The organism is Streptomyces sp. ID05-39B (assembly GCF_033794725.1).
In the GTDB taxonomy this organism is placed as follows: domain Bacteria; phylum Actinomycetota; class Actinomycetes; order Streptomycetales; family Streptomycetaceae; genus Streptomyces; species Streptomyces bobili.
This window is the reverse complement of the sequence record NZ_JARGEF010000025.1, coordinates 32,939-52,612: the sequence shown is the minus strand read 5'-3', so window position 1 is coordinate 52,612 and position 19,674 is coordinate 32,939. Positions and strand designations below refer to the sequence as shown.

At 73.2% G+C, this 19,674-nt stretch carries 18 protein-coding genes and 1 pseudogene; 8 read left to right on the top strand and 11 right to left on the bottom strand.

What is annotated here, in order from left to right:
- Positions 1-136: 136 nt before the first annotated feature.
- From P1P75_RS08985 to fxsA, 3 genes are all read left to right on the top strand, one after another.
- Positions 137-1,750 (top strand): amidohydrolase, encoded by a 1,614-nt coding sequence (locus P1P75_RS08985; RefSeq protein WP_319253287.1) that lies wholly within the window; start codon positions 137-139, stop codon positions 1,748-1,750.
- A gap of 630 nt (positions 1,751-2,380) precedes the next feature.
- Entirely contained in the window at positions 2,381-3,229 is an 849-nt protein-coding gene (locus tag P1P75_RS08980; RefSeq protein ID WP_150470022.1) for a polyprenol monophosphomannose synthase, read from the top strand.
- A gap of 87 nt (positions 3,230-3,316) precedes the next feature.
- Positions 3,317-3,877 carry an FxsA family membrane protein gene (gene fxsA, locus P1P75_RS08975; protein ID WP_319253284.1) on the top strand — a complete coding sequence of 187 codons (561 nt, stop codon included), beginning with the start codon at positions 3,317-3,319 and terminating at the stop codon, positions 3,875-3,877.
- A gap of 157 nt (positions 3,878-4,034) precedes the next feature.
- Here the strand turns inward: fxsA and P1P75_RS08970 are convergent, their stop codons facing one another.
- The 4 genes from P1P75_RS08970 to P1P75_RS08955 all read right to left on the bottom strand — a co-directional run bounded on the left by P1P75_RS08970 (position 4,035) and on the right by P1P75_RS08955 (position 7,551).
- Positions 4,035-4,409 (bottom strand): RNA polymerase-binding protein RbpA, encoded by a 375-nt coding sequence (locus P1P75_RS08970; RefSeq protein ID WP_020128921.1) that lies wholly within the window; start codon positions 4,407-4,409, stop codon positions 4,035-4,037.
- Positions 4,410-4,687: 278 nt separating this feature from the next.
- A complete protein-coding gene (locus tag P1P75_RS08965; RefSeq protein WP_319253282.1) occupies positions 4,688-6,046 on the bottom strand; it encodes an MFS transporter in 1,359 nt (452 codons plus the stop codon).
- Between the two features lie 63 nt (positions 6,047-6,109).
- Positions 6,110-6,877, bottom strand: coding sequence for a glycerophosphodiester phosphodiesterase (locus P1P75_RS08960; protein ID WP_319253280.1), 768 nt, complete (start codon positions 6,875-6,877; stop codon positions 6,110-6,112).
- Positions 6,874-7,551 carry a hypothetical protein gene (locus tag P1P75_RS08955; RefSeq protein WP_319253278.1) on the bottom strand — a complete coding sequence of 226 codons (678 nt, stop codon included), beginning with the start codon at positions 7,549-7,551 and terminating at the stop codon, positions 6,874-6,876. Before P1P75_RS08955 ends, P1P75_RS08960 begins: the two co-directional genes overlap by 4 nt.
- A gap of 98 nt (positions 7,552-7,649) precedes the next feature.
- On the opposite strand from P1P75_RS08955, the gene P1P75_RS08950 reads away from it, so the two are divergent.
- Complete coding sequence (locus P1P75_RS08950) at positions 7,650-9,149, top strand: PLP-dependent aminotransferase family protein (protein ID WP_319253276.1); 1,500 nt, start codon at positions 7,650-7,652, stop codon at positions 9,147-9,149.
- 69 nt (positions 9,150-9,218) lie between these two features.
- Here the strand turns inward: P1P75_RS08950 and P1P75_RS08945 are convergent, their stop codons facing one another.
- Together P1P75_RS08945 and P1P75_RS08940 are read right to left on the bottom strand one after the other, a co-directional pair.
- Positions 9,219-10,787: an ATP-binding protein gene (locus tag P1P75_RS08945; protein WP_319253274.1), complete on the bottom strand. Its 1,569-nt coding sequence runs from the start codon at positions 10,785-10,787 to the stop codon at positions 9,219-9,221.
- Positions 10,788-10,840: 53 nt separating this feature from the next.
- Positions 10,841-11,035, bottom strand: coding sequence for a hypothetical protein (locus P1P75_RS08940; protein ID WP_319253272.1), 195 nt, complete (start codon positions 11,033-11,035; stop codon positions 10,841-10,843).
- Between the two features lie 263 nt (positions 11,036-11,298).
- On the opposite strand from P1P75_RS08940, the gene P1P75_RS08935 reads away from it, so the two are divergent.
- The 3 genes and pseudogenes from P1P75_RS08935 to P1P75_RS08925 all read left to right on the top strand — a co-directional run.
- Positions 11,299-11,691 carry an ankyrin repeat domain-containing protein gene (locus P1P75_RS08935; protein ID WP_319253270.1) on the top strand — a complete coding sequence of 131 codons (393 nt, stop codon included), beginning with the start codon at positions 11,299-11,301 and terminating at the stop codon, positions 11,689-11,691.
- 323 nt (positions 11,692-12,014) lie between these two features.
- Positions 12,015-13,436 carry a HEAT repeat domain-containing protein gene (locus P1P75_RS08930; RefSeq protein WP_319253268.1) on the top strand — a complete coding sequence of 474 codons (1,422 nt, stop codon included), beginning with the start codon at positions 12,015-12,017 and terminating at the stop codon, positions 13,434-13,436.
- A 151-nt stretch (positions 13,437-13,587) separates the two neighbouring features.
- Positions 13,588-14,111, top strand: a pseudogene (locus tag P1P75_RS08925) (SGNH/GDSL hydrolase family protein); the annotation flags it as partial.
- A 15-nt stretch (positions 14,112-14,126) separates the two neighbouring features.
- Here the strand turns inward: P1P75_RS08925 and P1P75_RS08920 are convergent.
- From P1P75_RS08920 to P1P75_RS08900, 5 genes are all read right to left on the bottom strand, one after another.
- Complete coding sequence (locus P1P75_RS08920) at positions 14,127-14,996, bottom strand: biotin-dependent carboxyltransferase family protein (protein ID WP_319253266.1); 870 nt, start codon at positions 14,994-14,996, stop codon at positions 14,127-14,129.
- A gap of 145 nt (positions 14,997-15,141) precedes the next feature.
- Positions 15,142-15,768 carry an allophanate hydrolase subunit 1 gene (locus P1P75_RS08915; RefSeq protein WP_319253264.1) on the bottom strand — a complete coding sequence of 209 codons (627 nt, stop codon included), beginning with the start codon at positions 15,766-15,768 and terminating at the stop codon, positions 15,142-15,144.
- Complete coding sequence (locus P1P75_RS08910; RefSeq protein ID WP_319253262.1) at positions 15,765-16,517, bottom strand: 5-oxoprolinase subunit PxpA; 753 nt, start codon at positions 16,515-16,517, stop codon at positions 15,765-15,767. Before P1P75_RS08910 ends, P1P75_RS08915 begins: the two co-directional genes overlap by 4 nt.
- A gap of 12 nt (positions 16,518-16,529) precedes the next feature.
- Complete coding sequence (locus P1P75_RS08905; RefSeq protein ID WP_319253297.1) at positions 16,530-17,345, bottom strand: putative hydro-lyase; 816 nt, start codon at positions 17,343-17,345, stop codon at positions 16,530-16,532.
- Positions 17,346-17,380: 35 nt separating this feature from the next.
- Positions 17,381-18,682: an MFS transporter gene (locus tag P1P75_RS08900; RefSeq protein ID WP_319253260.1), complete on the bottom strand. Its 1,302-nt coding sequence runs from the start codon at positions 18,680-18,682 to the stop codon at positions 17,381-17,383.
- Positions 18,683-18,931: 249 nt separating this feature from the next.
- On the opposite strand from P1P75_RS08900, the gene P1P75_RS08895 reads away from it, so the two are divergent.
- A complete protein-coding gene (locus tag P1P75_RS08895) occupies positions 18,932-19,636 on the top strand; it encodes a GntR family transcriptional regulator (protein WP_319253258.1) in 705 nt (234 codons plus the stop codon).
- Positions 19,637-19,674: the final 38 nt, after the last annotated feature.

Genomic DNA, 19,674 nt, shown 5'->3' with positions numbered 1-19,674 from the left:
CCGTCCTGCTCCGCCGAGGAGAGGTCCACAGCCCCGCCGACCCGTTCGCGACCGCGATGGTCGTCGAGCGCGGCCAGGTCGCCTGGGTCGGCTCCGAGGTGCCGGCCGGCCCCGGCGAGGCGCGAAACTGGTGTCCATGAGTGAGCGCACGCCCGACCCGAAGACCGTCCTGCTCCGCCGAGGAGAGGTCCACAGCCCCGCCGACCCGTTCGCGACCGCGATGGTCGTCGAGCGCGGCCAGGTCGCCTGGGTCGGCTCCGAGGGCGCGGCCGACGCCTTCGCGGACGGTGTCGACGAGGTGGTCGACCTGGACGGCGCCCTCGTCACCCCCGCGTTCACCGACGCCCACGTCCACACGACGTCCACGGGCCTCGCCCTGACCGGACTCGACCTGTCGGCCGCGCCCGACCTGGAGGCGGCCCTCGCCCGGGTCCGGGACTTCGCCGCGGCCCGACCGCAGGACAAGGTCCTGCTCGGTCACGGCTGGGACGCCTCGCGCTGGCCCGGCGGCCGTCCCCCGACCGTCGCGGAACTGGACGAGGTCACCGGCGGACGGCCCCTCTACCTGTCCCGCATCGACGTCCACTCGGCGGTCGTCACCACCGCCCTGCTCGATCTTGCCCCCGGCCTCGGCGCGGCGGACGGGCCGTTCGACGCCCCGCTCACCGCCGGCGCCCACCACGCCGTCCGCGCCGCCGCGTTCGCAGCCGTGACGCCCGCCCAGCGCGCCGAGGCCCAGCGGGCCGCCCTCGCGCACGCCGCCTCGCTCGGCATCGGCTCGGTCCACGAATGCGCCGGCCCCGAGATCTCCTCGGAGGACGACTTCACCGCCCTGCTGCGGCTGGCCGCCGAGGAACCCGGCCCGCGGGTCGTCGGCTACTGGGCGGAACAGGACGTCGACAAGGCCCGCGAACTGGGCGCCCTCGGCGCCGCCGGGGATCTGTTCGCCGACGGAGCCCTCGGCTCGCACACCGCCTGCCTGCACGACCCGTACACCGACGCCGCTCACACCGGCACCGCCTACCTGGACGCCGTCGCCGTCGCCGCGCACGTCACGGCCTGCACCGAGGCGGGTCTCCAGGCAGGCTTCCACGCGATCGGCGACGCCGCCGTCACCGCCGTCGTCGAGGGAGTGCGCGCGGCGGCGGACAAGGTCGGCCTGGCCCGGGTCCGTGCCGCCCGGCACCGCGTCGAGCACGCCGAGATGCTCACCCCCGAGACGATCGCCGCCTTCGCCGAACTGGGCCTCACCGCCTCCGTCCAGCCCGCCTTCGACGCCCTGTGGGGCGGCGAGGACGGCATGTACGCCCAGCGCCTGGGCGCCGAGCGGGCCCGCACCCTGAACCCCTTCGCGGCCCTGCTGCGCTCCGGTGTCCCGCTCGCCTTCGGTTCCGACAGCCCGGTTACCCCCCTCGACCCGTGGGGCACGGTTCGCGCCGCCGCCTTCCACCGCACCCCCGAGCACCGGATCTCCGTACGCGCCGCCTTCACCGCCCACACGCGTGGCGGCTGGCGGGCGGTCGGCCGCGACGACGCGGGCGTCCTGGTGCCGGGCGCACCCGCCGACTACGCCGTCTGGAGCACCGGCGCGCTCGTCGTCCAGGCCCCCGACGACCGGGTCGCCCGCTGGTCCACCGACCCTCGCTCCGGCACCCCCGGCCTGCCCGACCTGACACCCGGCACGGAGCTGCCCGTGTGCCTGCGCACGGTGGTCGGCGGACAGTCGGTGTTCGTACGGCCGGGCGAGTGACCGGCACGGAGCTGCCCGTAGCCCGCGCACGATGGCCGGTGTTCGTAGGGCCGGGCGAGTGATCCGCCGCTGCGCGGCACGGAAGATCACCCGTCCGCGCGGCGTCCCGCGAGAGTCGCCGACCGCCCGCTGACCAGCGCGTTACCCGAAGAGTCGCAGGTCGAACGGCTGTTGACAGCCGACCGCGGGGGGCCGGTAGGTTCGGCCGGGTCCACCACCGGACGCCCCGCCGGGGAACGTCCGCGCACTCGCCGGTGCGCCGCTGGGTCAGGGACGGTGTGCCGCACCGGCGCACCGCCACTGGGAGCCAGGCTCAGCGCCGCACCAGGGCGAGGGAACGTTCCGGCCGGTCGGGGAGGTGTGACCCGGGTGGGGCCCGGACGCTCAGTAGACAACGGCTTCAGGTCGACCCGCAGCCGGCGGGTCCCAGGTCGGCCCGAAGGGCGCCGGGCCCCCATCCGCAGGACCGCGGGGGCACTTCCCCAGGCAGTACGCTTGGGCATACAAGCCCAAAAGCGCACTCTTACCCCGCTTTTGTGGAAACGACACCACCATACAAACGGCCGGTCACGTCACCGCAGGCGGCGGCCACTATGGTGGTCCCCTGCGTACGGACACGAAGGGGCAGCAGTGAACGACGGCGACGCGAACCGCGCGGCACAGGACCGGGGGAGGAAGTTCGGTCCGCTCGGCACGGCGTTGGTGATCATTCCGACCTTCAACGAGGCGGAGAACATCAAGAGCATCGTCGGCCGGGTGCGGAAGGCCGTCCCCGAGGCGCACGTCCTGGTGGCCGACGACAACAGCCCCGACGGCACCGGCAAACTCGCCGACGAACTGGCCGCCACGGACGACCACGTCCAGGTGCTGCACCGCAAGGGCAAGGAGGGCCTCGGCGCCGCCTACCTCGCGGGCTTCCACTGGGGCATGGAGCACGGCTACGGCGTCCTGGTCGAGATGGACGCCGACGGCTCGCACCAGCCCGAGGAACTGCCCCGCCTGCTCACCGCACTGAAGGGCGCCGACCTCGTGCTGGGCTCCCGCTGGGTACCGGGCGGCCGGGTCGTGAACTGGCCCCGGTCCCGCGAGATGATCTCCCGCGGCGGCAGCCTCTACTCGCGCCTTGCGCTGGACCTCCCGCTGCGCGACATCACCGGCGGCTACCGCGCCTTCCGGCGCGAGACCCTCGAAGGCCTCGGCCTCGACGAGGTCGCCTCCCAGGGCTACTGCTTCCAGGTCGACCTCGCCCGCCGGGCGGTCAAGGCCGGCTACCACGTCGTCGAGGTCCCCATCACCTTCGTCGAGCGCGAGCTGGGCGACTCCAAGATGAGCCGCGACATCCTCGTGGAGGCCCTGTGGCGGGTCACCGCCTGGGGCGTGGGGGAGCGCGTCGGCAAGATCGCGGGCCGGACGGGCACGCAGGAGAAGCCGCAGTCCTCCCCTTCCCCGTCCGCTCCCTCTCCGCAGCAGCCCTCGTAAGTCCGGCCGGCCCCTCGGCGGGCTCGCACAGGAGCCGCTGACCGGCCCCTTATGCCGCGCTGAGCCGGGGCCAGGCACACTGGGTGCATGACGACTGGCGCTCAGACCCCCGCCCACCCCAATGCCCGGCCCCGGCGCTCCCGTCTGCGGACGTTCCTGCCGCTGGGGCTCGCCGCGTGGCTGGTGCTGGAGATCTGGCTGCTGACCGTGGTCGCGGGAGCGACCAGCGGGTTCGTCGTCTTCCTGCTCCTGCTCGCCGGGTTCCTGCTCGGCTCGGTGGTCATCAAGCGGGCGGGCCGGCGCGCCTTCCAGAACCTCAACGAGGCGCTCCAGCGCGGCACACCCCCCTCCTCGGGCGGGGGCAACGGACTGATGATGCTCGGCGGCCTCCTCCTGATGATCCCGGGCCTGGCCTCCGACGCGCTGGGCCTGCTGCTGCTTTTGCCGCCGGTCCAGAAGGCCGTCGGCCGCTATGCGGAGCGCACGGTCGACCGCAAGCTCCGCGCGGCGACTCCCGGCACCCTCGGCGACGCCTTCCAGCAGGCCCGTATGCACCGCCCGGACGGAAAGGTGGTCCAGGGCGAGGTGATCAGGCACGACGAGCGCGGCGAGGGCGAGCGGGAACACCGTCCTCCGCTGACTCCGTGAGCTCGGCGGTCCGGCGGCGCAGCCCCGAAGCCCCGGCGGCGCCGCCCCCGAAGCCGCAGGAGAACGCAGCAAAAGACCGCGGGCGCCGTACGTGACTTCACGTACGGCGCCCGCGGTCATATGTCGTGCGCTGTAGACCAGCCCCAGCTCCGCGGAACTACGCGGACTTGCGGCTGTCCCGGGGATGAACCGCGAGGTTCATCGCCCCGGATCGCAGAACGGCCAGCCGTTCCTCAAGGACCTCTTCGAGTTCCTCGCGGGTTCGCCGCTCCATCAGCATGTCCCAGTGCGTACGCGCGGGCTTGGCCTTCTTCTCCTCAGGGCCGTCGCCGTCCACGAGAAGCGCAGGCGCTCCGCAGACCTTGCACTCCCACTCCGGCGGGATCTCCGCCTCCACCGAGAAGGGCATTTCAAAGCGGTGCCCCTTCTCGCATGCGTACTCCACGGCCTGGCGCGGGGCCAGGTCGATGCCGCGGTCCGTCTCGTAGCTGGTCACCACGAGGCGCGTGCCGCGAAGAGCTCGCTCACTCATGAATCGTGCCTCCCGGGCTTGTCGCCCACAGGACAGGTGTCGCTGTCGTCGTCATCCGGTCAACGTCCGGTCGGCGGTAAAGATTCCCGTTCGGAGTCCCGTTCCGGGTCGTGCGTCGCCGTCGTAGCCGCAGCCTTGTCAACCAGTGCAGTACCCACCGGCGCCCGGTTTGTCACATCTGAAAGGAGATGTCACCCGGCGTTTCGGCATCTTTGACACGCAGTAACGGTACGCCTGGCAGGCCAAACGCGTACACTACCGCCCTTTCGCCTTGAGCGCTAAATCCTTTCGGGTACGGGATTGCCCGCGTCGGCGATCGCCTGCCGGACCGGGACCCGTGCGAGCAGCAGGAAACCGAGGACGAAGAAGATCACCAGCGAGATGATCGCGTCCCGATAGCTTCCGGTCACCTGGTAGGTGATCCCGAACACCAGCGGCCCGAGCCAGCTCATCCCCCGGTCGCTCACCTCGTACGCCGAGAAGTACTCGGCCTCCTTGCCGGGCGGGACGAGGTGGGAGAAGAGGGAGCGTGACAGGGCCTGGCTGCCGCCGAGGACCAGTCCGATCGCCGCCGCCAGCACGAAGAAGCCCACCGGCGCGCCGGACGGCAGGAAGTAGCCGACGGCCAGGGTGAGCGTCCAGGCCACCAGTGAGCCGAGGATCGTGCGTTTCGCGCCGTACCTGCGGGACAGCCGGCCCATCGTCAGGGCGCCCGCGACGGCCAGGACCTGCACCAGCAGGATGGCGCCGATCAGGGTGGACTGGCTGAGGCCGAGTTCCTCGGAGCCGTAGACCGAGGCCTGGGAGATCACCGTCTGGATGCCGTCGTTGTAGACCAGATAGGCCAGCAGGAAGGCGAGGGTCAGCGGGTGGCGCCGCATGTCCCGGTAGGTCGCCACCAACTGGCGCAGGCCCGGGGTGCTCGCCTCGCGCCCTGCGGCTGTGACCGCCGGCGGGCGGTCGCGCAGCCGCAGCAGCGGGATCAGGGCGAAGCCGCCCCACCACAGGCCGGCCGAGGCCAGACAGATCCGTACGGCCGTGGACTCCGAGACGCCGAAGGAGTCGTGGGCCAGGTAGAGGACCAGGTTGACGACCAGGACCAGGGAGCCCGCCGCGTAGCCGAAGGCCCAGCCGCGCGAGGACACCGCGTCGCGTTCCTCGGGCGGGGCGATCTGGGGCAGGTAGGAGTTGTAGAGCATCATCGCGACGGACTGGGCCGCGTTCGCCACCACGAGCAGCACGCCGCCCAGCAGGTAGCGGTCGCCGGACAGGAAGAACATGCCCGTCGTGGCGGCGGCCCCCGTGTAGGCGGCGGCCGCGAGGAACGGCTTCTTGCGGCCGGTGCGGTCGGCGGCGGCGCCCACCAGCGGCATCACCAGGACGGCCGCGATCACCGACAGGGACACCGAGTAGGCGAAGAAGGAGCCCGCGCGGACCGGGATGCCGAGCGGATGCACATAGCCGCCGGCGTCGGAGGCCTCCTCGGCGACCGACGTCAGATACGGGCCCAGGAACACGGTGAGGACGCTCGTCGAGTAGACCGAGCACGCCCAGTCGTAGAAGTACCAGCCGCGCTGCTCGCGCCGTCGCCCGGCGGCGTCGTCGGCCGCCTCCGTCCGCACGGATTCCGTGTCCACCCGCGCCCTCGCTTCCCCGCCCGGGACGTCGCGCGCGTTGAGCGGACCAAGGGGCGACCGGGGTCAGACCCAGACGCCCCGGTCCTCCATGACCTTGCGCAACATGTCGATGTGATCGGTCATGATGCCATCCACCCCGAGGTCCAGGAGCCGGTGCATCCGATCGGCATCGTTGATCGTCCACACGTGCACCTTGAGCCCGCGCGCGTGGGCGGAACGCACGAAGCGGTGGTCCACGACCTGGATGCCCGACTGGGCCTCCGGAACCTGTGCGGCCACGGCCGAGCGGCGCAGCGCCGCGGGCACCCCCCAGGACCGCAGCCGCAGATTGAGCACCCCCCGGGTGCCGTACGACGTCGCCAGGCGCGGGCCCGCCAGCCGCTGGGCGCGCAGGACGCGGGCCTCGGAGAAGGAGCCGACGCAGACCCGGTCCCAGGCGTCGGCTCGCCCGATGAGGTTCAGGAGCGGGTGGAGCGCCGGTTCGGCCTTGATGTCGATGTTCCACCGGACCTCGGGGAAGGTCTCCAGGAGTTCCTCGAACAGCGGGACCGGCTCCTTGCCGCCCACACGGGCTTCCCGTACCGCCGCCCACGGCAGGTCGGCGATGCGGCCCGCGCCGTCGGTCAGCCGGTCCAGCGTCGCGTCGTGGAAGGCGGCGAGTCTGCCGTCCCGCGTGGCGTGCACGTCCGTCTCGATGTAGCGGTAGCCCGCCTCGACCGCGCGTCGGAACTGCGCCACGGTGTTCTCCAGACCGTCGGCGGCGCCGCCGCGGTGCGCGAACGGGATCGGTCCCAAATGGTCGAGGTACGGGTGGCGTACGGGGGTGCTCACGGACGCAGTATCGCCCCCCGCGGTGACCCGGTGGCAACGACCGTGCTGCCGCCGGATGCCGGCGGCACGGCGAACACCCGCAGGAAGAGCTGAGCGAGCGGTCCGATCGACAGCGCGTACAGCACCGTGCCGACGCCGATCGTGCCCCCGAGGGCGAAGCCGGTCGCCACGACCGTGATCTCGACCGCCGTTCGCATCAGGCGGATCGACCGGCCGGTGCGCCGGTGCAGCCCCGTCATCAGTCCGTCGCGCGGACCCGGTCCGAAGGACGCCGCTATATAGAGGCCGGTGGCCGCGCCGTTGAGGAGGATGCCGGCCATCAGCAGCGGCACCCGCACGGCCAGACCGTGCGCCTCGGGCAGCAGGGCGAGCGTGCCGTCCATCGCGAGACCGACCACGAAGACGTTGGAGACGGTGCCGAGACCCGGACGCTGGCGCAGCGGGATCCACAGCAGCAGTACGGCGGCTCCCACGATGATCGACACGACCCCGATGGACAGGCCGCTCAGCTCGGCGAGCCCTTGGTGGAGCACGTTCCAGGGCTCCAGCCCGAGGCCCGACCGCACCAGGAGGGCGGAGCTGGCGCCGTAGAGCGCGAGGCCGGCGTAGAGCTGGGTGAGGCGACGGGGGAGGCCGCCGTTCGGCGGGACGGGCGGTGAAGGCGGCTCGGACAAGTGGACCCCTGGTGGTGGTAGTGGCCTTGAGCATGTCACTCTGTGGCGTGGAAGGTACGGCCATCCATGGCCAATCCCGGGAAGGTGGACTGATATCCATGGCGCAGTGGACCTCCGCGGTGGGGGCCGCCCAGCTCGCGCGGCTGCTCACGTCCCAGCAGGACCGGCCCGCCGGCCCCGGAACCCGGCGTCCGCCCGCCTACCGTGCGCTCGCCGACGGCGTCCGGCTGCTCGTCCTGGAAGGGCGGGTCCCCGTCGCCGCACGGCTCCCCGCCGAACGCGAACTGGCCCTCGCCCTGTCCGTCAGCCGTACGACCGTCGCCGCCGCCTACGAGGCGCTGCGCGCGGAGGGGTTCCTGGAGTCCCGGCGGGGCGCCGGGAGCTGGACGGCCGTCCCCGCCGGAAACCCGGTGCCCGCGCGCGGACTGGAACCTCTGCCGCCCGAGGCCCTCGGCTCGGTGATCGACCTCGGCTGCGCGGCCCTCCCCGCCCCGGAACCGTGGCTCACCCGGGCCGTCCAGGGCGCGCTGGAGGAACTGCCCCCGTACGCCCACACGCACGGTGACTACCCGGCCGGTCTGCCCGCCCTGCGCGCGATGATCGCCGAGCGGTACACCCGGCGTGGGATCCCGACCATGCCCGAGCAGATCATGGTCACCACGGGCGCGATGGGCGCCATCGACGCGATCTGTCATCTCTTCGGCGGCCGCGGCGAGCGCATCGCCGTCGAATCACCCTCGTACGCCAACATCCTCCAGCTGATGCGGGAGGCGGGCGCCCGGCTGGTGCCCGTGGCGATGGCCGAGGGGCTCGCCGGGTGGGACATGGACCGCTGGCGGCAGGTCCTGCGGGAGGCCGCCCCGCGCATCGCCTATGTGGTCGCCGACTTCCACAACCCGACCGGCGCGCTCGCCGACGAGGACCAGCGGCGCCGGCTCGTCGAGGCGGCCCGGTCGGCGGGGACCGTGCTGGTCGCCGACGAGACGATGACCGAGCTGTGGCTCGACGACGACGTCGAGATGCCCCGTCCGGTGTGCGGGTTCGACCCGGCGGGGTCGACGGTGATCACCGTGGGCTCGGCGAGCAAGGCGTTCTGGGCCGGCATGCGCATCGGCTGGGTCCGGGCCGCCCCCGACGTCATCCGCAGCCTGGTCGCGGCCCGCGCCTACGCCGACCTCGGCACGCCCGTCCTGGAGCAGCTGGCCGTGAACTGGCTGTTCAGCACGGGAGGCTGGGAGCAGGCCGTGGAACTGCGCCGCGAACAGGCCAGGGGCAACCGGGACGCACTGGTGGCGGCGGTGCGCCGGGAGCTGCCGGAGTGGGAGTTCACCGTGCCCAAGGGCGGGCTGACCCTGTGGGTGCGGGCCGGCGGCCTGTCCGGGTCCCGGCTGGCCGAGGCGGGGGAGCGCGTCGGGGTACGGGTGCCGTCCGGGCCCCGGTTCGGCGTCGACGGCGCCTTCGAGGGGTATGTGCGGCTGCCGTTCACCGTGGGGGGCGCGGTCGCGGAGGAGGCGGCGGCGCGACTGGCCGCGGCGGCCCGGATCGTGGAGAGCGGGGGCACCGCGGGGGGCGAGAGCCCCCGTACCTTCGTCGCCTGACGGGCCGCGGGCGGGTGGGGGACCACCCGCCTGCGGCCCGTCGGCGTCAGACCTCGTGCAGTGGGATGTCTAGGAGCTCTCGGCCGCCACGGCCTCCGCCGGCACCGGCAGCTTCTCGCCGTCCGCCGGGGTCGTCCGGGGCGGCAGCAGGTCCAGTACCGCCTGCCGGTGCGCGTCGCTGGTGGCGTCGTCGTACGGGTCGGGAGTGGCCGGCACCTGCAGTCGGTGTGCCGGGCCGGTGCCCAGCCGGGCGTACCCGCGCCCCGGTGGAACGTGCTCGGCGGGGCTCGTGTGCGGGCGTACGCCGAGGACCGCCTCCAGCTGCCCGGCCGGGGCGGGCCCGAGCACGACCCGCGCGCGGGTGTGCTGCCGTAGCGCGTCGCTCAGGGTGTCGAGGCTGTCGAACTGTTCGGCCACCACCACCGTCACCTGGGCCGCGCGGCCGTGTCGCAGGGGAATCTGGAGGAGGGCCTGCGGGTCCTTGCGGCCGTCCGCGTCGGCGAGGTGGGTGAACGCCGTGGGACGGTCGAGCAGGATCCACAGGGGACGCCTGGTGTCGTCCGGCGGGGGGTGGCCTTCCTGACGGGCGCGGTTGGCGGCGATCAGGCGGCGCTCGGTCTCGTGCGCCGCCCACTCCAGGCTGGCCAGCGCCCCGGCGAGCCCGACCTCGACGCCCAGTACGCCGTCCCGGCCGGTCAGGCAGGCGTACTCGCCGGTGCCGCCGCCGTCGATGACCAGGACGTCGCCGTACCGGAGGGCCTGGAGGGCGATCGAGCGCAGCAGGGTGGAGGTGCCGGTGCCGGGCTGGCCGACCGCCAGGAGGTGCGGTTCGGTGGAGCGGACGCCGGTGCGCCATACGACCGGCGGGACGTCGCGCCGCTCCTCGCCGTGGGTGAGGGGAAGCGTGCGGTGGACCTGGGAGGGATCCGTGAAGCCGAGGACGGTCTCGCCGGGTGCGGTCACGAAGCGCTGGGCGGCGAGGTCGGTGGGGAGCGGGGCGAGCACCGACACGGTGAGCGCGTTGCCCTCCTCGTCCCAGGCGAAGCGGTACTCGCGGCCCCGGCCGGACTTGGCCGCGAGGAGATGCTCGACACGCGCGCGTGCCTCGGCCTCGCCGTCCGGGAAGTACGCCGGGTAACGGATCTCCAGCTCGGTGATCCGGCCCGGGCCGTCGAACTCGTACGACGGGAAGGCCTTCTCCCACTCGCCGCCGTGGGCGTAGAGGGGAGAAGGGTCCTCCGCCGTGGAGAAGTACGGCACCAGGGCCTCGTACAGCGCCTGGAGCCGCTGGGTCTGCGACTCGTCGGGGCCGTCGGGAGCCGGTGGGGTGCGGTCCCGGCCCTGCCAGGCGGCTGCCGCCATCAGCGTGACGACGGCGAGCAGCGGACCGTACGGTACGAGCGCCACGACCAGGATCACCGAGGCCACCAGGAACAGCAGCGGTCCGCGCCTGTCCTTGGGGGTCTCGGCCCACTTGCGCCGCCCGGCCGAGGCCAGCCGGCGCAGACCGCGGGTGACCGTGATCAGTGGGTGGAGGATGTCGGTGGCGCTGTCTGCCGCCGTCCGGGCCAGCTCCCGGCTCCGGGCGATCTGCGCGCTGCCTGTGCTCAGGATGCGGGGAAGGGGGCGCCGGGCCACTGCTGTCTCCTGGAGTGCGTACGGAAGGGACGGACGGCGGGGGGAGGGCGGCGTCAGAACTTGATGCCGCCGAGGAGGCTGGCCAGGCTCTCGCCGCCTGCCTTGATGCTCGGGGCGAGGGCCGTACTCGCCAGGTAGAAGCCGAACAGGGCGCAGACGACGCCGTGCGACGCCTTGAGCCCGTCCTTGCGGAAGAAGAGGAAGACGATGATGCCGAGCAGGACCACGCCTGAGATGGACAGGATCATTTCTGTTCTCCTGGTTCGCGGGGGACAGTCACCATGAGTACTTCCAGGCTCACAGGATGTATCCATACGATAAAAGGTGCAATTGGGTGAAATTCTGAGAATTTCCCCCGTCTGGCGGAGTCCCCGGCCAGCCGGGCGAGCAGAAGAGTTGCGGCGAACGGATCCCGCCGTGATCGTTGCCTCCGGCGGGTCCCGCCATGTGTCCGGCGAGCCAGTACGCTGGCGATTCACCTGAACGGCTGCAACGAGAGGCGGTCCGGCCGATGACCGAAGTCCCCGACCCCGAGGTCGTGGAACTGGCGACCAAGATCTTCGATCTTGCCCGCCGGGGACAGACCGAGGAGCTCGTGGCCTACGTCGACGAGGGCGTGCCGGCCAACCTCACCAACGACCGCGGCGACTCGCTCCTTATGCTCGCCGCCTACCACGGCCACGCCGAGGCGGTCCGGGCGCTGCTGGCCCGCGGAGCCGACGCGGACCGGATCAACGACCGCGGCCAGACCCCCCTCGCCGGGGCGGTCTTCAAGGGGGAGACGGACGTCATCAAGGCGCTTCTGGAGGCCGGCGCCGACCCGGCCGCAGGCACCCCCTCGGCCGTCGACACCGCCCGCATGTTCGCCAAGGCGGAGCTTCTGGAGCTGTTCGGCGTGCAATGAGCCGGCGTTCCTGAGGGGGCGGAGCACAGTTCCTGACCAGGTAAATCAACGACCACGGGGGAGGCGGTACGGGGCCGCCGGAAATTTCGGTCGCGGCAGGCTGAGCTGCCGAGTCATCATGACGACGTGATTCACGGACGCGATGGCTGGGCAGGTGTTGCCGCACCGCGCGGGCCGTGATGCGGTCCGCATGGGCCACCGACGAGAGGCAGAGGAAGATGGCTTACAGCAAGCAGGAAACGGCGGGCGCCCCGACGTGTTGTCACGCGGCCAGGTAATGCAGGTCCCCGGTTGCGTCGACGCTTGATGTGAGGCTGTTTCCCATGTTCGATCCGTTCATAGCGCCCAGCGGCACGCTGCTCGGCCTGCTCCAGCGGGGCCGCGGCGACGGCACACTGCACGCGCTCACCGCCCCCCGCTCCGAGGCGCTCGCGGCACTGCACCACTGCGTGCTGCGCGATCCGCGCCACGACTGGCAGGTGGAGAACCGCTCCCTCTACTACGCCCGTCTCTACCTCGACCTGGGCGGCGACCTCGACGAGATCGAGGCGCACCTCTTCGACGTCGAGGACGCCTTCGACACCGAGGAGAGCCGCACGGGCCTGTCCCTGGCCGTCCTCGGCCACCTCGCCTCCTACGGCAGGCGGGACGCCCTCGATCTGCTCCGCAGGTACGCCGCCTCGGGCTCCAACTGGGCCTGGGCCCTCGACGAACTCGCCCTGCGCGACGACGACGCCGGCCTGCGTGCCCTGGCCGCGCCCGTGCTCGCCCGGTTCGCCACCGACGCCGAGGGCGAGGCCGAACTCGCCGCCGTCGTCCGGGACGCCTTCGAGCCACGGCCCTGGCGGCTGTGGGCCGAGGATCCCCGCGAGTACATCTCCGCACGCGTGCGTGCGGCCCAGGAGGCCGGCTGCTTCGACCGCTGGCAGCGGCAGCTGAGCCCCACCGGGCCCCGCCCCGGCTGGAGCGTGCGGGCCGTCTTCGAATGGGCCCAGCAAGGCATCGAACGGGGTGCCGCGCTCCATGTCCCCGCCGCCCGCTGCCTCACCGCCGTGGCCGGGCCCGAGGACCGCGCGGAGATCGTGCGGGCAGCGGAGGACGGCACCGAGGGAGCCCGGTGCACCGCCCTTCGCTATCTCGCCGACCAGGACGACGCCCAGGCACCCGACCTGATCGAACAGGCCGTGGCGACCGGCAGCAGCTTCGTCGTGGAGGCCGCCGTCGACGCCTTCGAACGGATGCGCAGTGCCGCCGCGGTCGACCGGGCCCGCGGCTGGGCCCACCGGCCGGATGCCCTCGGGGCCGCCGCCGGGCGGGTGCTCGCCTGCCGGGGCACCGGCCGTGACAGCGACCTCGTCCTCGGCGCCCTGCGCGAGGCCGTACGCGGCGAGGGCTGCGACGCGCCGACCCTGTGGACCCTGGTCGACGGAGCCGGACGGCTGGGCATCGCCTGCGCCGCCCCGGTACTGCGCCATATCTACCGCGAGACCGCCTCGTCCCATCTGCGCGGGCGCTGCGCACGGGCGCTGGCCGCCACCGACCCCACCTTCGCCACCGGCTTCGCCGTCGAGTGCCTGTGGGACTGCGAGGAGACCACCCGCGAGATCGCCGCCCGGCATGCCGAGACCGGCGATGCCCGGGTCGTGGAGCGGCTCCGCCGCCTCGCCGCCGACCCGGCCGAGGAGGACGAGGTCCAGACGGCCGTACGCAGCCGGATCGGGCCGGACGCCGCCTCCGCCATGTGATCGACGGCAGAGGCGTACCCGCCGGATGAACGGCGGATGACCCGCGGGTCGGACGGGCGTGGATGCCGTCTGGCCTGCTCGGGCGTGCAAGCGCAACGCGCAGGGGACGCGTGCCGTCCGTAAGGACCCTCGCGTTCGCCGCGCAGAGCACGGTTCTGTTCCGCTCAGGGCGGATCTGTCCGACCCCGGGGCGACGCTCGGACTGCCCGGCCCTCGCCCGCCCGGCGGCAGCGCGCGGTCAACTCCGTCGTCCACGCGCTCTCCGACCGCTACGGCGCCGTCCACCCGCACGCGTCCGAGGGCACGTGGCTGACGGACCGCGCGATGTGGCGCGCGGACCGGTTCCACCCCGGCGAGCGGGACCACCGGCAGCTGGCTGTGCGCTTCCGCGCGCTGCCGGCCGGGGCTGGGCTCGCGACCGGGCCGGCTCCTTCGCCCGAGCCGCAGTCTCCGACGCCCACGAGGTCGGCCGGACCGTGGTGGCCGGCGACGGCCGGCATCGGCTGGGTGGCCCGCAGGTGCACCGACCTGCTTCCGCAGCTGCCGGCGCCGGCCGTCGACGAGAGGCGTCACCGCGCGCGGGGCACCCGTGCCCGCCTCGACCTGCGCACCTCGGCGGCGGTGTCGGCGGCCCTGACCGCCCCGTCGGTGTCGGAGCGGCAGCCGGACGCGGCCTGGCGGCGCCGGCCGTCAGCGCCGGCGTACCGCCACGAAGCGGACGGGGGTGCCCGGTGCCGCCTGCGCGGCGGACGGGAGGTCGCAGGGGCGGACCACCCCGATCACCGGGTAGCCCCCGGTGGTCGGATGGTCCGCCAGGAACACCACCGGTCTGCCGTCGGGCGGGACCTGCACGGCGCCCAGAACCATTCCCTCGCTGGCCAGTTCGCCCGCCACCGCCCGGTCCAGGGCGGGTCCTTCGGTACGCAGCCCGATGCGGTTGCTCGCCGCGGACACGCGGTAGGCGCCCGAGGTGAACAGCCGGACCGCCTCCGGGGTGAACCAGTCGTCACGCGGGCCCAGAGCGATCCGCAGGACCAGTTCGCCAGGAGGCGCCGGCTGCGGGGCCACGTCCACACGCGCCGTAGGGACGCGCGTACCTCCCAGAGGCAGGACCGTGCCGTTCGTGAGCGGTGGCGGACCGAGGCCCGAGAGGAGGTCCGTCGAGCGGCTGCCGAGTACGGGATCGACGGCGACGCCGCCGGCCACGGCCACATAGCTCCGTACCCCGGAGACGGCCGGACCGACGTCCAGGACCACACCCGCGGGCACCCGGACCGGCGCTCCCCAGGCGGCGGGACGGCCCTCCACGGTGACCCCGCAAGGAGCACCGGTCACGGCCACGGTCACTGTCGAACGCGGACGTACGGCACAGCCGTTGAGCGTGGTCTCCAGGACGGCGGCCTCGGGCGGGTTACCGACCAGCCGGTTGCCGAGCGCCGCCGCGGGCGCGTCCAGGGCCCCTGAGCGCGGCACCCCGAGATGGGCGTGACCGGGGCGGCCCCGGTCCTGCACGGTGGTGAGCGCACCGGCGCGTACGACGACGAGCGCGCGGTCCGTCATGCGGCGCCCTCCCGGACGCCGACGCCCTGCCCGGGGTGGCCGGGTGGGCGCCGCGTGCCGCGGCGGGCAGCGAGCGCGGACGGGTGCCGTGCGTCGGCGGCGAGAACACCCCTGGGGTGGCCGTGGGGCATCGACAGCGGGCCGCTCACGCCGCACCCGCCCCCTCGGCCGCCACGAAACGCACGCGTGTGCCCGGTGTCAGCAGCGCGGCCGGTACGCGCGCGTGGTCCCACAGCACGGCGCGCGTGGTGCCGATCAGCTGCCAGCCGCCCGGCGAGGAGCGCGGGTACACCCCCGTGTACGGGCCGGCCAAGGCCACCGACCCGGCCGGAACCCTGGTGCGCGGGGTCGCACGGCGGGGGACGTCGTAGCGCGGCGGCAGGCCCGTGAGGTAGCCGAAGCCGGGCGCGAAGCCGCAGAACGCGACGCGGAACTCGGTGGCCGCGTGGACGCGGGCCGCCTCCTGCGCGGACACGCCCCAGTGGGCGGCGACCTCGGCGAGATCGGGGCCGTCGTAGCGCACCGGCAGTTCGATCACCGCGCCCGTCCGCGCGGGAGTGGGCGGCACGGTGGCGCCGGTCAGTTCGGCGGCCCAGCGGGCGGGGTCGGCGAGGCCGTCGAGCAGGACCGTACGCGCCGCCGGGACGATCTCGCGGACGGACAGTGAGCCCTCCGCGCGGCGGCGCAGCAGTTCGGCGTGGAGGGCCTGGGCGTCCTCGCCGGACGCCACCTCGACGAGCAGGGCGTCCTCACCGACCGCCAGTGCCCTCATGCGAACGCCTCCACGCGCACACCGGATTCCTCCAACCGCCGCCGGACCCTGCCGGCCAGTTCCACCGCGCCGGGCGTGTCACCGTGCAGGCACAGGGAACGCGCGCGTGCCTCGATGCGCGTCCCCGCGAGGGAGACGACCTCGCCCAGCCGGGCCAGGCCGAGGGACCGCTCGACGACGACGTCCGCGTCGGTGATCACGGCCCCGGCCCGGCCGCGGGGCACGAGCGTGCCCTCCTCGGTGTAGGCGCGGTCCGCGAACGCCTCGGTGACGGCGGGCAGCCCCGCCTTTCCGGCCACTTCCAGCAGGCGCGAGCCGGGCAGCCCGAGCACGGGCAGCGCCGGGCCGGCGAGGAGCACGCCGTCGATGACCGCCGTGGCCTGCTCCTCGTCGTGCACGACCCGGTTGTAGAGCGCGCCATGCGGCTTGACGTAGGCCACCCGGGCGCCCGCCGCCCGCGCGAAGACCTCCAGGGCGCCGATCTGGTAGGCCACCTCGGCGGCCAGTTCGGCGGGCGGCACGTCCATCGCGCGCCGCCCGAACCCGGCGAGGTCGCGGTAGGCGACCTGCGCGCCGATCGTCACACCTCGTTCGGCCGCCAGTTCGCACACCCGCCGCATGGTGACGGCGTCCCCGGCGTGGAAGCCGCACGCCACGTTGGCGCTGGTGACGACGGACAGCAGCCGCTCGTCGTCGGTCAGCTCCCAGCGGCCGAAGCCCTCGCCGAGGTCGGCGTTGAGATCGATCATGCTGTCTCCTGGTCAGGCCACGCGGTACTGCTCGTCGCGGGCGTCGGTGAGGAACATCTGTCCCGGTGCGTGGGTGAGGGCGAACGGAGGGCGCGAGGCCATCACCGCGGCCTGCGGGGTCACACCGCAGGCCCAGAACACGGGGATGTCGTCCGGTTCCGCGTCCACCGGTTCCCCGAAGCCGGGGCGGCCGAGGTCGTCGATGCCCAGGCCCGACGGATCGCCGCAGTGTACGGGGCTGCCGTGCACCGCCGGGAGCAGACTGCTCTCCCGGATCGCCGCCGCCAGGTGCTCCGGCGGCACCGGCCGCATGGACACCACCAGGGGGCCGTGCAGCCTGCCGGCCGGACGGCACTGACGGTCCGTCACGTACATCGGGACGTTGCGCCCCTGCTCGACGTGGCGGATCGGTACGCCCGCCCCGGCCAGCGCCCACTCGAAGGTGAAGCTGCACCCGATGAGGAACGACACCAGGTCGTCCCGCCAGTACCCGCGCACGTCCGTCGGCTCGTCCACCAGCTCGCCGTCCCGCCACACCCGGTAGCGCGGCAGGTCGGTGCGCAGGTCGGCGCCCTCGGCCAGGACGGTCGTCCAGGAGCCGGCGTCGGTGACGTCGAGAACGGGGCAGGGCTTGGGGTTGCGCTGGCAGAACAGGAGCATGTCGTACGCCCAGTCCGCCGGCACCGAGATCAGGTTGGCCTGGGTGTGGCCCGCGGCGACGCCCGCCGTGGGGCCGGTCAGGCCGTCCCGGAAGCGGGACCGGGCGGTTTCGGGGCTCCACGCGTGCGCGTGCTCCTCGAGGAGGGCCACGGGACGGTCCTGCACCAGGACCGCGGAACGGCCCTGCACGATGATCCGAGGCTTCACTCCAGTTCCTTTCCGCGCGTCTCGGGCAGCCCCAGCAGCGCCAGGGCCGCGATGCCGTAACCGATCGCGCCGAAGACCAGGGCCCCGCCCACGCCCCAGCTGTCGGCGAGAAAGCCGACCGTGGTGGGGAAGACGGCGCCGACGGCACGACCGGTGTTGTACGTGAAGCCCTGGCCCGTCCCGCGCACGGCCGTCGGGTACAGCTCGCTCAGGTAGGACCCGAAGCCGCTGAAGATGGCCGACATACAGAACCCGAGCGGGAATCCGAGGATCAGCAGCAGGGTGTCCGCGCCGCTCGGGATGTTGGCGTAGGCGAGGATGCAGACCGCCGACAGCAGGGCGAACAGCCAGATGTTGCGGCGCCGCCCCAGCCGGTCGGTGAGGTGCCCGCCGGTCAGATAGCCGAGGAAGGCGCCCGAGATCAGGAACGTGAGATAGCCGCCGGTGTTGACCACCGACAGACCGCGCTCGCTCTTGAGGTACGTCGGCACCCAGGTCGCCAGCGTGTAGTAGCCGCCCTGGACGCCCGTGGAGAGCAGGCCCGCGAAGATCGTCGTCCGCAGCAGGGGACCGCGGAAGATCGCCGCGAAGGAGCCCTTGCCGGCATCGCGTTCGCGCGCGGCGACCGCCGTCGGCGCGTCCTGCACACGGCGCCGCATCCACACCACGAGCAGGGCGGGCAGGGCGCCCGTCCAGAACATCACGCGCCAGGCCACGTCGTCGCCGAAGAACGAGAAGACCAGCGTGTACATGATCGCCGCCAGGCCCCAGCCGACGGCCCAGGAGCTCTGGATCGCGCCCAGGGTGCGGCCCCGGTGCTTCGCGCTCGCGTACTCGGCGACCAGGATCGCGCCGACGGCCCACTCGCCGCCGAAGCCGAGCCCCTGGAGGGCGCGGAAGAGCAGCAGCGTCTCGTAGGTGGGCGCGAAGCCGCAGGCCACGGTGAAGACGGCATAGGTGATGACCGTGATCATCAGGGCCTTGACCCGGCCGATCCGGTCGGCCAGGACTCCGGCGAGGGCGCCGCCGACCGCGGAGGCGACCAGTGTGACGGTGGTGAACAGGCCGGTCTGGCCGCTGTCCAGGCCGAAGTAGGCGGCCAGCGCCACCATGCTGAGCGGCAGCGTGAAGTAGTCGTAGGAGTCCAGGGCATAGCCGCCGAAGGCCCCGGCGAAGGCGCGGCGCCCGCGCGGGCCCAGGGCGCGCAACCAGGCCAGCGCGCCGTCGTCGGAGGCCTGTTCGGCCGCTGGGGGGTGGGTGGCGGTGGAGGGGGCCTGTGGTGGAGGGGTCGTGCTCATGGGGCACCTCGCAAGGGATGACGGAGGGTGCTGGGGACTGAGCCGTGCCGTGCGCGAGTGGTGCGGTGCGGGAGTGGTGCCGTGCCTGCGCGAGTGGTGCGGTGCGGGAGCCGTGCCGTGGGGGAGTGGTGCTGGGCCGTGCGGGAGTGGTGCTGGGCGGAGCAAGGTATCCAGCAAGGTAGGGGATCGTTGAACGATCCTTCAATACCCCTGTTGTTTCGTTCTCGTGTCTGCTGTTGAATTCCGGGCATGGCAGAGCAGCTGGCGGGACTGGCCGACGACCGCGCCCTCCTGGGCCGCACCAGCACGGCGGAACGCGTCTCGGACATCCTCAGAAGCCGCATCGCGGACGGCTATTTCCCGCCGGGGACCCGGCTGTCGGAGGACAGCATCGGCGGTGCGCTCGGCGTCTCCCGCAACACGCTGCGCGAGGCGTTCCGGCTGCTCACCCACGAGCGCCTGCTGGTCCACGAGCTCAACCGGGGCGTGTTCGTCAGGGTCCTGACCGTGGAGGACGTCGAGGACATCTACCGCACGCGCACCCTCGTCGAATGCGCCGTCGTACGAGGACTGGGCAAGCCGCCGTACGCGCTCGCCAACCTCGCCGAGGCCGTGGAGGAGGGGCAGCGGGCGGCGCGCGAAAGTGACTGGAAATCGCTGGGTACGGCCAATATCCACTTCCACCGGGAACTGGTCGCCCTCGCGGGCAGCGAGCGCACCGACGAGCTGATGCGCAGCGTCTTTGCCGAACTGCGCCTCGCCTTCCACGTCGTCGACGACCCGCGCCGCCTGCACGAGCCCTACCTCGCCCGCAACCGGCAGATCCTCCAGGCGCTCGAGGCCGGCGACGGAGCGGAGGCGGAGAAGCTGCTCGCCGTGTACCTGGGCGACTCACTGGAGCGGATCGTCGAGGTGTACCGGCGGCGGGTGGGCGACGATCCCTCCGACGGCTGAGGTTCTCCGCCGCGGATCCGATCGGGGAGCCCCGGCCG

Coding starts and splice junctions, on each gene's coding strand:
- P1P75_RS08985 (WP_319253287.1), top strand. CDS start 137: ATGAGTGAGCGCACGCCCGACCCGAAGACCGTCCTGCTCCGCCGAGGA.
- fxsA (WP_319253284.1), top strand. CDS start 3,317: ATGACGACTGGCGCTCAGACCCCCGCCCACCCCAATGCCCGGCCCCGG.
- P1P75_RS08970 (WP_020128921.1), bottom strand. CDS start 4,409: ATGAGTGAGCGAGCTCTTCGCGGCACGCGCCTCGTGGTGACCAGCTAC.
- P1P75_RS08950 (WP_319253276.1), top strand. CDS start 7,650: ATGGCGCAGTGGACCTCCGCGGTGGGGGCCGCCCAGCTCGCGCGGCTG.
- P1P75_RS08940 (WP_319253272.1), bottom strand. CDS start 11,035: ATGATCCTGTCCATCTCAGGCGTGGTCCTGCTCGGCATCATCGTCTTC.
- P1P75_RS08935 (WP_319253270.1), top strand. CDS start 11,299: ATGACCGAAGTCCCCGACCCCGAGGTCGTGGAACTGGCGACCAAGATC.
- P1P75_RS08930 (WP_319253268.1), top strand. CDS start 12,015: ATGTTCGATCCGTTCATAGCGCCCAGCGGCACGCTGCTCGGCCTGCTC.
- P1P75_RS08920 (WP_319253266.1), bottom strand. CDS start 14,996: ATGACGGACCGCGCGCTCGTCGTCGTACGCGCCGGTGCGCTCACCACC.
- P1P75_RS08915 (WP_319253264.1), bottom strand. CDS start 15,768: ATGAGGGCACTGGCGGTCGGTGAGGACGCCCTGCTCGTCGAGGTGGCG.
- P1P75_RS08910 (WP_319253262.1), bottom strand. CDS start 16,517: ATGATCGATCTCAACGCCGACCTCGGCGAGGGCTTCGGCCGCTGGGAG.
- P1P75_RS08900 (WP_319253260.1), bottom strand. CDS start 18,682: ATGAGCACGACCCCTCCACCACAGGCCCCCTCCACCGCCACCCACCCC.
- P1P75_RS08895 (WP_319253258.1), top strand. CDS start 18,932: ATGGCAGAGCAGCTGGCGGGACTGGCCGACGACCGCGCCCTCCTGGGC.